Annotated in this window: 10 protein-coding genes; 8 read left to right on the plus strand and 2 right to left on the minus strand. The window is 74.6% G+C overall.

What is annotated here, in order from left to right:
* Positions 1-71 precede the first annotated feature (71 nt).
* Positions 72-1001, plus strand: a complete 930-nt coding sequence (locus FB455_RS07230; RefSeq protein ID WP_013285423.1) for an ADP-ribosylglycohydrolase family protein — start codon at positions 72-74, stop codon at positions 999-1001.
* 110 nt (positions 1002-1111) lie between these two features.
* Here FB455_RS07230 and FB455_RS07235 read toward each other — a convergent pair whose 3' ends face one another.
* Positions 1112-2059, minus strand: a complete 948-nt coding sequence (locus tag FB455_RS07235; protein ID WP_013285424.1) for a DUF1775 domain-containing protein — start codon at positions 2057-2059, stop codon at positions 1112-1114.
* A 203-nt stretch (positions 2060-2262) separates the two neighbouring features.
* On the opposite strand from FB455_RS07235, the gene thrS reads away from it, so the two are divergent.
* The 4 genes from thrS to FB455_RS07255 all read left to right on the plus strand — a co-directional run bounded on the left by thrS (position 2263) and on the right by FB455_RS07255 (position 6837).
* Entirely contained in the window at positions 2263-4281 is a 2019-nt protein-coding gene (gene thrS, locus FB455_RS07240; protein WP_030270305.1) for a threonine--tRNA ligase, read from the plus strand.
* 74 nt (positions 4282-4355) lie between these two features.
* Positions 4356-4916 carry an HIT family protein gene (locus tag FB455_RS07245; protein ID WP_013285426.1) on the plus strand — a complete coding sequence of 187 codons (561 nt, stop codon included), beginning with the start codon at positions 4356-4358 and terminating at the stop codon, positions 4914-4916.
* A 32-nt stretch (positions 4917-4948) separates the two neighbouring features.
* On the plus strand, positions 4949-5572 hold the full coding sequence (locus tag FB455_RS07250; protein ID WP_030270303.1) for a CG0192-related protein: 624 nt from the start codon (positions 4949-4951) through the stop codon (positions 5570-5572).
* 263 nt (positions 5573-5835) lie between these two features.
* On the plus strand, positions 5836-6837 hold the full coding sequence (locus FB455_RS07255) for an aldo/keto reductase (protein ID WP_052166144.1): 1002 nt from the start codon (positions 5836-5838) through the stop codon (positions 6835-6837).
* Between the two features lie 164 nt (positions 6838-7001).
* Here FB455_RS07255 and FB455_RS07260 read toward each other — a convergent pair whose 3' ends face one another.
* Positions 7002-9158 carry an elongation factor G-like protein EF-G2 gene (locus FB455_RS07260; RefSeq protein ID WP_030270973.1) on the minus strand — a complete coding sequence of 719 codons (2157 nt, stop codon included), beginning with the start codon at positions 9156-9158 and terminating at the stop codon, positions 7002-7004.
* Positions 9159-9410: 252 nt separating this feature from the next.
* On the opposite strand from FB455_RS07260, the gene pgsA reads away from it, so the two are divergent.
* From pgsA to FB455_RS07275, 3 genes are read left to right on the plus strand one after another with little or no spacing between them, the layout of a single operon-like run.
* Entirely contained in the window at positions 9411-10031 is a 621-nt protein-coding gene (pgsA, locus tag FB455_RS07265; RefSeq protein WP_030270975.1) for a phosphatidylinositol phosphate synthase, read from the plus strand.
* A complete protein-coding gene (locus FB455_RS07270; RefSeq protein WP_030270977.1) occupies positions 10028-10960 on the plus strand; it encodes a phosphatidylinositol mannoside acyltransferase in 933 nt (310 codons plus the stop codon). The genes pgsA and FB455_RS07270 overlap by 4 nt, the downstream gene beginning before the upstream one ends.
* A gap of 9 nt (positions 10961-10969) precedes the next feature.
* Positions 10970-12130, plus strand: a complete 1161-nt coding sequence (locus FB455_RS07275; RefSeq protein WP_030270979.1) for a glycosyltransferase family 4 protein — start codon at positions 10970-10972, stop codon at positions 12128-12130.
* Positions 12131-12204: the final 74 nt, after the last annotated feature.

Below are 12204 nucleotides of genomic sequence, written 5' to 3' on the forward strand. Positions count from 1 at the left end.
CAGCACCGTACTCGGCGTGGCAAGCCGGTCGCGTTGCGGCGGTCCGGCCAACCGGGCAAGCTGGGACGGCGATGACGTTCACGCTCTTCCCCGACACCCGCCTCACGCTCGCCCGCGACGCGCTGGCCGGCCTGTCGGTGGGCGACGCCCTCGGCTCCCAGTTCTTCGTCCCCGGCCGGCACCCGGACGACCTCGCCGCCGGGCGGCTGCCCGCGCCGCCGTGGGAGTGGACCGACGACACCGAGATGGCGTGCTCGGTGGTGGCCGAGCTGGCCGCCGACGGCCGCATCGACCGGGACCGGCTGGCGCTGGCGTTCGCGCAGCGCTGCGAGCCGTACCGGGGGTACGGGCCGGGCGCGGTGACGGTGCTGCGGCTGATCCGCACCGGCACGCCCTGGCCGGTGGCCGCCGCGTCCGCGTTCGACGGGCAGGGCTCCTGCGGCAACGGCGCCGCCATGCGTGTCGCGCCGCTCGGCGCCTGGCACGCCGATTCCACCCGCCGCGCCGCCGAGCAGGCCCGCGCCTCCGCCGAGGTGACACACGCCCACCCGGAGGGCGTCGCCGGTGCGGTGGCGGTCGCGGTCGCCGCCGCGCTCGCCGCCCGCGCCCGCCTCGACGGCGGCCGCCCCGACCCGGCCCGGCTGCTCACCGCCGTCGCCGGGGCGCTCGACCCGGCCGGTGAGGTGCACCGGGGCGTACGCCGGGCCGCCGCGCTGCTCGGTCACTCCGCCGCCGAGGCGGCCGACGCGCTCGGCAACGGCTCCCGGGTCACCGCGCAGGACACCGTGCCGTTCACGCTGTGGGTCGCCGCCACGCTGCTGCACGACTACCCCGCCGCGATCCGCGCCTGCGTCGAGGCGGGCGGCGACGTGGACACCACAGCCGCGATCGTGGGCGGGATCGTTGCCGCGTACACCGGGGTGGGCGCGCCGGGCGGCGTGCCGGAGGGCTGGCTGACCGCCCGCGAGCCGCTCCCCACCTGGCTCCCCACTCCCGCCTGACCGCCCGCCCTCCCTCGCCGGCCGTGGTGGTCGTGGGTGCGCGCGCCGGTTCGGGGAAGTGGCGGGGTCGGCGGCGGAGGGATGCAGCCACCTCGGCGAGGTGGAGTCGATCATGCGTTCCGGCGCGCACCACCAGCGGGGACGGGCTCGACGGTCGCGGGGACGTCGGCGGCGGGGGCGGGGGCCGGCTCGGGGGAGCCGGAGCGGGGGTCCGTGTCCGGGCGTCCGGTGGCGGCGGGCTCGTCGGGGGAAGGGCTGTCGTCGGGCGGGAGGGTCATGGTGTCGCGCCGGCGGCGGCTGAGCAGCCAGCCGATCGCCGCGCCACCGGCCAGCCCGGCGAGCAGGCCGCCGCCGAGCAGCAGGTCCGCGCTCGGCCCGTCGTCCGCCGCACCGGCCGCCGGTGCCGTGCCGCCCGGTGCGCCGCCCTGCGCCCCACCGGCATCGCCGGGGGCACCCGCGGCGCCGTGACCGCCGTGCGCGCCGCCGTTCGTACCGGCGCCGCCGTCGTGCGTCACGGTGCCCGGCAGCGGCGGCAGCAGGTCGAGCGTCGGCGCGGGGTGCGCGCCACCCGCCGGGTCCGCCCATCGGACCACAGTGCCGTCGTCGTACGTCTGCGTCACGGTGAACGTGAGCCGGTCGGTGGCGGGCATCGGTCCCATGCCCAGCGGCAGCCGGGCCGCCCCGGTGCCGGTGCCGGGCATCCGCAGCCAGCTCACCGAGTGGGTCACCTGGTTCAGTTCGGCCGCGTGCATGCCGGGGACCGGCTGGTCGAGCGTGCGGGTCGTGATGGTCGGCGCCCAGTCCGGCACCGACAGCGGGTACACCTCGCCGATCGGGGCGTCCGCGGGCATGGTCAGCTCGATCCGGGTGGTCCGGGTGCCGGGCTTGTCCGCCGGGACCAGCACCGACAGTTCGATCGCGTCGCCCTGGCGTACCTGGGCGGGCGAGGTCGTGACGGTCACCCCGGCCGCGTTCGCCGCGCCCGGCCAGCCCACCGTCCCGGCGAGTACGGCCGCCAGCAGCGCAGCCGCCCACCGGCCCTGACGGATCATCCTCATGGTCGTCCCCATCCTTCTCGGCTGGGGTCGGCACCGGCTCCGGCCCCACCTGGTAGTTCGGGCGGCGGGGCGAAAAGGTTCAACACGGCACGGAACTCGCCGAGGACGGGCACCGGCGTCGGCGGCGGTCCGGGTCCGGGCGACCGATAGCATCGCAGGGGCCGGTCACCGGCCCACCAGTACCGTCGACGACAGGAGTCACCGTGTCCGCACCCCGTACCCCCGTCGTGGCCGACCCCGTCGTCGTCGCCGCCGGGACCACGGCGGCCGACGCGGTGGCCGCGGCCGGCCTGCCGATGAGCGGGCCGAAGGCGATCGTGGTGGTCCGCGATCCGCAGGGCCAGCTGCGTGACCTGGACTGGCGCCCGGCCGAGGACGTCGCGGTCGAGCCGGTCACGCTGGACAGCCCGGACGGGCTGAACGTGCTGCGCCACTCCACCGCCCACGTGCTGGCCCAGGCCGTGCAGGACGTCTTCCCGGACGCGAAGCTCGGCATCGGCCCGCCGATCGAGAACGGCTTCTACTACGACTTCGGCGTCGACAAGCCGTTCCAGCCGGACGACCTGACCAAGCTCGAGAAGCGCATGCAGGAGATCGTCAAGTCCGGCCAGCGGTTCCGCCGCCGCCGGTTCGCCGACCTGGACGAGGCGCGGTCCGAGCTGGCCGCCGAGCCGTACAAGCTGGAGCTGATCGAGGTCAAGGGGGAGGGGCTGGACTCCTCCGAGGTGATGGAGGTGGGCGGCGGCGAGCTGACCATCTACGACAACCTCGCCGCGAACGAGGACAAGGTCTGCTGGTCGGACCTGTGCCGGGGCCCGCACCTGCCGAACACCCGGCTGATCGGCGCGTTCAAGCTGATGCGCTCGGCCGCCGCGTACTGGCGCGGTTCGGAGAAGAACCCGCAGCTCCAGCGCGTGTACGGCACCGCGTGGCCGACCCGGGACGAGCTCAAGGCGTACCTGAAGCTTCTGGAGGAGGCCGCCCGCCGCGACCACCGCAAGCTCGGCGCGGACCTCGACCTGTTCAGCTTCCCCGACGAGATCGGGTCCGGCCTGCCGGTCTTCCACCCCAAGGGCGGCGTGCTCAAGCGGGTGATGGAGGACTACGTCCGGGCGCGGCACGTCGAGGAGGGCTTCGACTACGTCGGCACGCCGCACATCTCCAAGGAAGGTCTCTTCCACACCTCGGGACACCTGCCCTACTACAAGGACACGATGTTCCCGCCCATGGAGATGGAGGGCAGCGACTACTACCTCAAGGCCATGAACTGCCCGATGCACAACCTGATCTACCGGTCGCGCGGGCGGTCCTACCGGCAGCTGCCGATCCGCCTGTTCGAGTTCGGGACGGTCTACCGGTACGAAAAGTCGGGCGTGATCCACGGCCTGACCCGGGTACGCGGCTTCACCCAGGACGACTCACACTCCTACTGCACCCGCGAGCAGGCGCCGTCCGAGATCAAGCACCTGCTCGGCTTCGTGCTCAGCCTGCTGCGCGACTTCGGCATCGACGACTTCTACCTGGAGCTGTCGACCCGCGACGAGTCGAAGCCGGACAAGTTCGTCGGCTCCGACGAGGACTGGGCGACCGCGACCGCCGTACTGGAGCAGTGCGCGCTGGAGACCGGCCTGGAACTGGTGCCGGACCCGGGCGGCGCGGCGTTCTACGGCCCGAAGATCTCCGTGCAGGCCAAGGACGCGATCGGCCGGACCTGGCAGATGTCGACCATCCAGTACGACTTCAACCAGCCCAAGGGCTTCGGGCTGGAATACCAGGCCGCCGACGGCACCCGGCAGCAGCCGGTGATGATCCACTGCGCCAAGTTCGGGTCGATCGAGCGGTTCATCGGCGTGCTCACCGAGCACTACGCGGGCGCGTTCCCGGCCTGGCTGGCGCCGGTGCAGGTGGTCGGCATCCCGATCCGCGACGAGCACGGCGACTACCTGGTCGACTTCGCCGCGACGCTGCGCCGGCACGGCATCCGGGCCGAGGTCGACCTGGGCGACGACCGGATGCAGAAGAAGATCCGCAACGCGCAGCAGCAGAAGATCCCGTTCATGGTGATCGCCGGTGACGACGACGTGGCCGCCGGCACCGTCTCGTTCCGCTACCGGGACGGCTCGCAGCGCAACGGCGTGCCGGTCGACGAGGCGGTGGCGCACGTCCGCGAGGTGGTGGAGTCGCGTACCAACGCCGGCCCCACCGCCACCGCCGCCGAGTAGACGCTCCGCCGACCGCGCCGCCGGGCGGCGGCGCGGTTCGGCGGCGACCCGGCCCGGATCGTAGGATCGCCTGTGTGACAGGGGCGGAGCGGCACACCGGGTACGGCGGCGACGACGGTCTGGCGGACGGGCTGGACCGGCTCTGGACGCCGCACCGGATGACCTACATCTCCGGCGAGGACCGTCCCGAGGGCGGCTACGAGAAGCCGGCCGGCTGCCCGTTCTGCCTCGCGCCCGGCCTGCCGGCCGAGGAGAGCCTGGTGGTCGCCCGCGGCGAGCACGTCTTCGCTGTGCTCAACCTCTACCCGTACAACCCGGGGCACCTGCTGGTCTGCCCCTACCGGCACGTGGCCGACTACACCGAGCTGGACGAGCCGGAGACGGTCGAGCTGGCCGCGTTCACCAAGGCCGCCATGCGGGTGGTCCGGCACGTCTCCAGCGCGCACGGCTTCAACCTTGGCATGAACCAGGGTGGCGTGGCGGGCGCGGGCATCGCCGCGCACCTGCACCAGCACGTGGTGCCGCGCTGGGGCGGCGACGCCAACTTCATGCCGGTGATCGGCCGGACGAAGGTGCTGCCGCAACTGCTCGCCGACACCCGGGAGCTGCTCGCCAAGGCGTGGGCGGCGGCCTGACGGGGGCCCGCCCCGACAGTACGATCTCGCGCATGGCTCTCCTGCACCGCGCGGAACTGCGCCCCTCGAAACTGGAGCTGCTCGCCGGCTGGCTGCCCGGCCGGCAGTGGTTCGCCGGCGAGGCCGGCGCGCCGGTCACCCGCGTCGCGGCGTACCGGTTCGACGACCCGGCCGGCGAGGTCGGCATCGAGACGCTGCTCGTGCGCGCCGGTGACGGCCCGGTGCTCCAGGTGCCGCTGACCTACCGGGGCGCGCCGCTGGCCGGGGCGGACGAGCACCTGGTGGGCGTCATCGAGCACTCGGTCCTCGGCCGCCGCTGGGCGTACGACGCCTGCGGCGACCCGGTGTACGCGCCGCTGCTGGCCGCCGCCGTGCTCGCCGACGCCGGTCAGGCCGAGGAGTACTTCGAGGTCGACGGGAAGCGCGAGGTGCGCCCGGTGAGCATGACGCTGACCGGCAGCCGTACCGCCCGTCCGGTGCCGACGGGTCCGGTTTCGGCAGGTCCGGGTGACGGCGGCGTGACGGTGGTCCGGGTGGGGGACGTCGAGCTGGCGGTGGTCCGGCGGCCCGTACCGGCCGACGTGCCGGAGGCGGGCGGCCTCGCCGGCGCCTGGCCGGGTCAGGACGAGCCGGTGCTGCTGGCGTACGCGCGCTGACGGCTCGCCGGGCGGCGGCGTTCCTCATCGGAGCCGGATCGAAGGGACGACAGCGGACCGATATGCCTCAGAGGCATATTCATGACTCTGAGGCATATCGCGTTCACCACGACCGTGCACCGCCGGGCGTCACGCGGCGTGACCGCGACCCTGCTCAGGGGTCAGGAATCGGCCCGTGTACGCCGGGAAGGTGACAGGATGCGGCGGTGGCAGTCGACACGCGACAGTTGGGGCGCAGCGGCATCGAGGTGAGCGCCCTCGGCATGGGGTGCTGGGCGATCGGCGGCCCGTGGGCCGAGGGTGCCCGGCCGCTGGGCTGGGGCCGGGTCGACGACGACGAGTCGGTACGCGCCGTCCGCCGCGCGCTCGACCTCGGCGTCACCCTGTTCGACACCGCCGACACGTACGGCGCCGGGCACGGCGAGCGGGTGCTCGGCCGGGCGCTCGCCGGCCGGCGTGACGAGGCGGTGATCGCCACGAAGTTCGGTTACACGTTCGACGAGCGGACCCGGCAGGCCACCGGCGAGAACGCCTCGCCGCACTACCTGCGCCGGGCGGTCACCGGCTCGCTGCGCCGGCTGGGCACCGACCGCATCGACCTCTACCAACTGCACCTGGGCGACCTGCCGCTGCCCCGGGCCGAGGCGCTCATCGGCACGCTCGACGACCTGGTCGACGCCGGCCTGATCCGGGCGTACGGGTGGAGCACCGACCGGGCCGACCGGGCCGCCGCCTTCGCGCAGGTCGCCCGCGGCGCCGCCGCCGTGCAGCACGCGCTGTCGGTGCTCCGGGACGCCCCGGCCATGCTCGACGCCTGCGACAAGCACGACCTGGCCGGCCTCGCCCGGGGGCCGCTCGGGATGGGTCTGCTCACCGGCAAGTACACGCCGGAGTCCACGCTGCCCCGCGACGACGTACGCGGACTCGGGCCGACCTGGCTGGAGTGGTTCCGCAGCGGCCGGCCCGCCCCGGAGTGGCTGCGCCGGGTCGCCGCCGTGCGCGACGCGCTGACCGCCGACGGACGCACCCTGGCCCAGGGGGCGATCGGGTGGATCTGGGCGCGCAGCGACCGGGCCGTGCCGATCCCCGGTGCCCGTACCGTCGCGCAGGTCGAGGAGAACGCGGCCGCGCTGGCCCGGGGCCCGCTCGCCCCGGACCAGTTCGCCGAGGTGGAGCGGCAACTGGCGGCGGTACGCTCGGCCGCGCTCCGGGACGCCGATCGCCCCCACTGGCCGATGCCCCCGGTTCCCGCCGTCCGCCCCTGACCGAGCCTCCCGCGCCACCCGCTCCGCCACCCCGCCCTCGTCGGCGGCGATCTTGCAGTTGTGGCCCGCATGTTGTCGGGAATGCCCCCTTTGCGGGGGCCGCAAGTGCAAGATCGCGGGGGAGGGCGAGGGCGGGCGGGCGCGGGTGGGGGAGGGCGGCGGGGTCAGCGGGTGGTGGACTCCTTGCGGGCCTGGTCGGCGAGGTGGGCGGGCATGGGGTCGTGGCGGGCGAACTCGCGGCGGAACGTGCCGGTGCCGGCCGTCATCGAGCGCAGCTCGACCGCGTACCGCAGCAGTTCGGTCGCGGGCACCTCGGCGCGGACGAGCGTGCGGCCCTCGGCATCCGGGTCCGGCTCGGTGCCGAGCACCCGGCCACGCCGCCCGGACAGGTCGCCCATCACCGCGCCGACCGACGAGTCGGGTACCCGTACGGTGATCTCGTCGACCGGCTCCAGCAGCGCCGGCTGGCCCTTCTCGGCGGCGTCGCGCAGCGCCAGCGCGCCCGCGGTCTGGAACGCCGCGTCGGAGGAGTCGACGCTGTGCGCCTTGCCGTCGACCAGCGTCACCCGCAGGTCCACCACCGGGCAGCCGGCGATCAGGCCGCGTTCCATCTGCGCCCGTACCCCCTTCTCCACCGAGGGGATGTAGTTGTGCGGGACCGCGCCGCCGACCACCCGGTCGACGAACTCGAAGCCGGCGCCCCGGGGCAGCGGCTCCACCTCGATGTCGCAGACCGCGTACTGGCCGTGGCCGCCGGACTGCTTGACGTGCCGGCCGTGCCCGCGCGCGGCGGCGGTGAACGTCTCGCGCAGCGGCACCCGGACCGGTTCGGTGTCCAGCTCGACGCCGCCGCCGCGCAGCCGGTCGAGCACCACGTCGGCGTGCGCCTCGCCCATGCACCAGAGCACAAGCTGGTGGGTCTCCGGGTTGCGTTCGAGCCGCAGCGTCGGGTCGCCGGCGACCAGCCGGGACAGGTTGCGGGCCAGCGCGTCCTCGTCGGCCCGGCTGCGCGCCACGATCGCCACCGGCAGCAGCGGCTCCGGCATCTCCCAGGGCGCGATCAGCAGCGGGTCGTCCTTGGCCGAGATGGTGTCGCCGGTCTCCGCGCTGCCCGACTTGGTGATCGCGCACAGATCACCGGCGACGCAGGCGGGCACCTCGCGCAGCGTCGCACCCAGCGGGCTGTAGACGTGGCCGACCCGCTCGTCGGCGTCGTGGTCCGGGTGGCCGCGCTCGGCCATGCCGTGGCCCGACACGTGGATCACCTGGTCGGGGCGGAGCGTGCCGGAGAAGACGCGCACCAGCGAGACCCGTCCGACGTGCCGGTCGACAGTCGTCTTGACCACCTCGGCGACGAGCGGGCCGTCCGGGTCGCAGGTCAGCGGCGGGCGGGGCGAGCCGTCCACGCCGGTGACGGCGGGCAGGTCGTGCTCCAGCGGCGACGGGAACGCCGCGACCAGGCCGTCGAGCAGCGCGTCCAGGCCGACGCCGGTCTCCGCGCAGACCGGCACCACCGGGTAGAAGTGGCCGCGGGCGACAGCCGTCTCCAGGTCGGTGATCAGCACCTCGGGGTCGATCTCCTCACCGCCGAGGTAGCGGTCCATCAGAGTCTCGTCCTCGCTCTCCGCGATGATCCCCTCGATCAGCTCGTCGCGGGACTCCTGGATGGCCGGCAGGTGCTGCGGGTCCGGCTCGCGTACCGCCGCGGGCAGCCCGCCGGAGTAGTCGAACACCCGGCGGGTGATCAGCCCCATCAGCCCGGCCACCGACTCGCCGTCGTCGCCGAGCATGGGCAGGTAGAGCGGGAGCACGTTGTCGCCGAAGACCCGCTGGCACAGCGCCACGGCCTCGTCGAAGTCGGCGCGCGGGTGGTCCAGCCGGGAGACGGCCACCGCCCGGGGCATGTCGACGGCGGCGCACTCCTCCCAGAGGGCGGCGGTGGCGGCGTCCATGCCGTCGACGGCGGAGACCACGAACAGGGCCGCGTCGGCGGCGCGCAGCCCGGCGCGCAGCTCGCCGACGAAGTCGCCGTATCCCGGGGTGTCCAGCAGGTTGACCTTGACGTCGCGGTGCACCAGCGGGGCGCACGCCAGGCTCACCGAACGCTGCTGGCGTACGGCGGCGGGGTCGTGGTCGCAGACGGTGGTGCCCTCGGCGACGGCGCCGGCCCGGCCGATCGTGCCACTGGCGGCCAGCAGCGCCTCGACGAGCGTCGTCTTGCCGGCACCGGAGTGCCCGACGAGCACCACGTTGCGAACCCTGCCGGGCTCGGTCACCACCGGCGCGCCGCCGGTGACACCCTTCTCGTTCTTCTGCGCCATCGCGGCGCACCTCCCTCAACCGGTGGTGGTGGCGACCGCCGCGGGCGACGGGGGAGCGGACCCGGGACGGGCGCCGCGGCGATATCTTCCGGTGATCTCCTGCTGGACGGGAACGCGGACCGGTGATCCGGTGAACTGGCTCACCTCCTGGCTCGATCTCACACCCGCAGGGGTGCCCGCACAAGGGCCGCCGGGCGGGTCGTACGCCCGGCTGTGTCCCTGGCGGTTGCGGGCCGTTATCGTGGGACCGCCATGGCGAAGATCTTCCAAGTGACGGCCCGCGCGGGCATGACCCGCGTCGTGGAGCCGGTCGCCCGCGCGCTGCTGCGTGCGGGCGTGTCCCCCAATGCGGTCACCGTGACCGGCACCGTCGGCGTGCTCGTGGGCGCGCTCGGCTTCGGCGCGCGCGGCCATCTGGTCGCCGGCGCGCTGATCGTCACGGTCTTCGCCCTCACCGATCTGCTCGACGGCACGATGGCGCGGATGAGCGGCGGGTCGACCCGGTTCGGGGCGTTCCTCGACTCGAGCATGGACCGGGTCGCCGACAGCGCGGTGTTCGGCGCGGTCGCGTACTGGCTGGCCACCGAGCACGACTACTCGGGCGTGGCGGTGGCGCTGATCTGCCTGGCCGCGGGCGGTCTGGTCTCCTACGTCAAGGCCCGCGCCGAGGGCCTCGGGATGACCTGCAACGTGGGCATCGCCGAGCGCACCGAGCGGCTGCTCATCGTGGGCGTCGGCGGCCTGCTCACCGGCGTCGGGGTCCGTCCGGCGCTGGAGATCGCGCTCTGGCTGCTCGCCGCCGTCTCGATCTTCACGGTGGGCCAGCGGATGGCCCACGTGTACCGCCAGGCCCAGCGGGTCGGCGCCGAGTGAACCTCACCGAGGCGGGCTTCGTCGCGGGCTGGCGCCTGGTCCGGGCGCTGCCCCGGCCCGTCGCGGCGGCGGCCTTCCGGATGGGCGCCGACCGCGCCCACCGCAAGGACGGCGGGGGTACGCGTCGACTGCGCGCCAACCTGCGCCGGGTGGTCGGACCGGAGATGCCCGACGCGGAGCTGGACGTGCTGGTGCGTGCCGGGCTGCGCTCGTACGCCCGGTACTGGATGGAGGCGTTCCGGCTGCCCGGCCTGAGCCGCACCGAGATCCTCGCCGGGTTCCGCCTCGACGGGCAGGAACTGCTCGCCGCCGACGTGGCCGCCGGGCGGGGCGCCGTGGTGGCGCTGCCGCACGCCGGCAACTGGGACGCCGCGGGCGCCTGGGTGGCTGCCACCGGCTGGCCGATGACCACGGTGGCAGAGCGGCTTCCGGACGGCGTCTACGAGCGGTTCGTCGGGTTCCGGGAAGGGCTGGGGATGGAGATCCTGCCCAACCGGGGCGGCCCGCGTCCCGCGTTCGACGTGCTGGTGGACCGCCTGCGCACCGGCTACGTGGTGCCCCTGCTCGCCGACCGGGACCTGTCCGCCCGGGGCGTGGAGGTCGACTTCTTCGGCGGCCGGACCCGGATGCCGGCCGGGCCGGCGCTGCTGGCCATCCGCACCGGCGCCCCGCTCTACGTGGCCTCGATGTGGTACGAACCGGACGCGGCGTGCGCCTCGATCGAGGGCCCGCTGCCGCTGCCGGACCCGGACAGCGCGCCGCTCGACGAGCGGGTCCGCACGGTGACGCAGCGGATTGCCGACGGTCTGGCGGCGGGCATCGCCCGGCATCCGCAAGACTGGCACATGTTGCAGCGGATGTGGCTGGACCAGGGCCGGGACGGTACGCCCACGTCGGCGCAGCCACCGGCCACCACCGGGACGGTCTAGGGGGGCGCAGTGCGTATCGGCATCGTGTGCCCGTACTCGTTCGACGTGCCGGGCGGCGTGCAGAACCACGTCATGGACCTGGCCGAGGCGCTGCTCGGGCTCGGTCACGAGGTGAGCGTCCTGGCGCCCGCCGACGAGGATTCGGCGCTGCCGCCGTACGTGGTGTCGGCCGGCCGGGCGGTGCCGCTGCCGTACAACGGGTCGGTGGCCCGGATCGCGTTCGGCCCGGTCTCCACCGCCCGGGTGCGCCGCTGGATCACCCGTGGCGAGTTCGACGTGCTGCACGTGCACGAGCCGCTCACGCCGAGCCTGTCGATGCTGGCGGTGCTCTGCGCCCGCGGCCCGGTGGTGGCCACCTTCCACACCGCGATGACCCGCTCCCGGGTGATGTCGGCCGCGCAGGGCGTGCTCCAGATCGTGCTGGAGCGGATCACCGCCCGGATCGCGGTCAGTGCGCTGGCCCGCAAGGTGCAGGTCGAGCACATGGACGGCGGCGCGGTGGAGATCCCCAACGGGGTGGCGGTGGCGAAGTTCGCCGGGGTGCCGCCACTGCCGGGCTGGCCGGGGGAGTGCGCCCCGGGCACCGGCGGCACGCTGGGGTTCCTGGGCCGCTTCACCGAGCCGCGCAAGGGCTTCCCGATCCTGCGGGACGCGTTCGTCGCGCTGGCTCAGCACCGCCCCGGCCTGCGCCTGCTGGTCGCCGGCCCGGGTGACGCCGACGAGCTGTACGGGCGGTTCCCGGCCGGGCTGCGCGACCGGGTCACGTTCCTCGGCCTGGTCTCCGAGGCGGACAAGGCACGCATGCTGCGCAGCGTGCACCTCTACGTCGCACCGAACACCGGAGGGGAGTCCTTCGGGATGATCCTCACCGAGGCGCTCGCCGCCGGCACCACGGTGGTCGCCAGCGACCTGGACGCGTTCCGCCGGGTGCTCGACGGCGGGCGGGCCGGCCGGCTGTTCCCGACCGGCGACGCGGCCGCGCTGGGCGCCGCGCTGTCCGAGCTGCTCGACGACGACGGCCGCCGGGCCGGGCTGACCGCCTGCGGCGACCAGGTGGTGGCGAATTTCGACTGGCCCGTGGTTGCCCGCCGCGTTCTGGAGGTATACGCAGCCGCGATCGAGGCCACCGACGGCCGGGTCATGGACCAGGAGTGGGCGGGTCTGGGCTGACCGCTGTGGCCGCTGCGGCCGCTGTGACGAGCGCGTCGACCGGTGCACCGCGCCGGCCGGCCGGGATGAGGAGC

Source organism: Micromonospora sp. CNZ296 (assembly GCF_007827635.1).

What these genes read in the sequence shown, in the direction of transcription:
- FB455_RS07230 (WP_013285423.1), top strand. Translation starts at nt 72, where the DNA reads ATGACGTTCACGCTCTTCCCCGACACCCGCCTCACGCTCGCCCGCGAC.
- FB455_RS07235 (WP_013285424.1), bottom strand. Translation starts at nt 2,059, where the DNA reads ATGAGGATGATCCGTCAGGGCCGGTGGGCGGCTGCGCTGCTGGCGGCC.
- FB455_RS07250 (WP_030270303.1), top strand. Translation starts at nt 4,949, where the DNA reads ATGGCTCTCCTGCACCGCGCGGAACTGCGCCCCTCGAAACTGGAGCTG.
- FB455_RS07255 (WP_052166144.1), top strand. Translation starts at nt 5,836, where the DNA reads ATGGGGTGCTGGGCGATCGGCGGCCCGTGGGCCGAGGGTGCCCGGCCG.
- FB455_RS07260 (WP_030270973.1), bottom strand. Translation starts at nt 9,158, where the DNA reads ATGGCGCAGAAGAACGAGAAGGGTGTCACCGGCGGCGCGCCGGTGGTG.
- pgsA (WP_030270975.1), top strand. Translation starts at nt 9,411, where the DNA reads ATGGCGAAGATCTTCCAAGTGACGGCCCGCGCGGGCATGACCCGCGTC.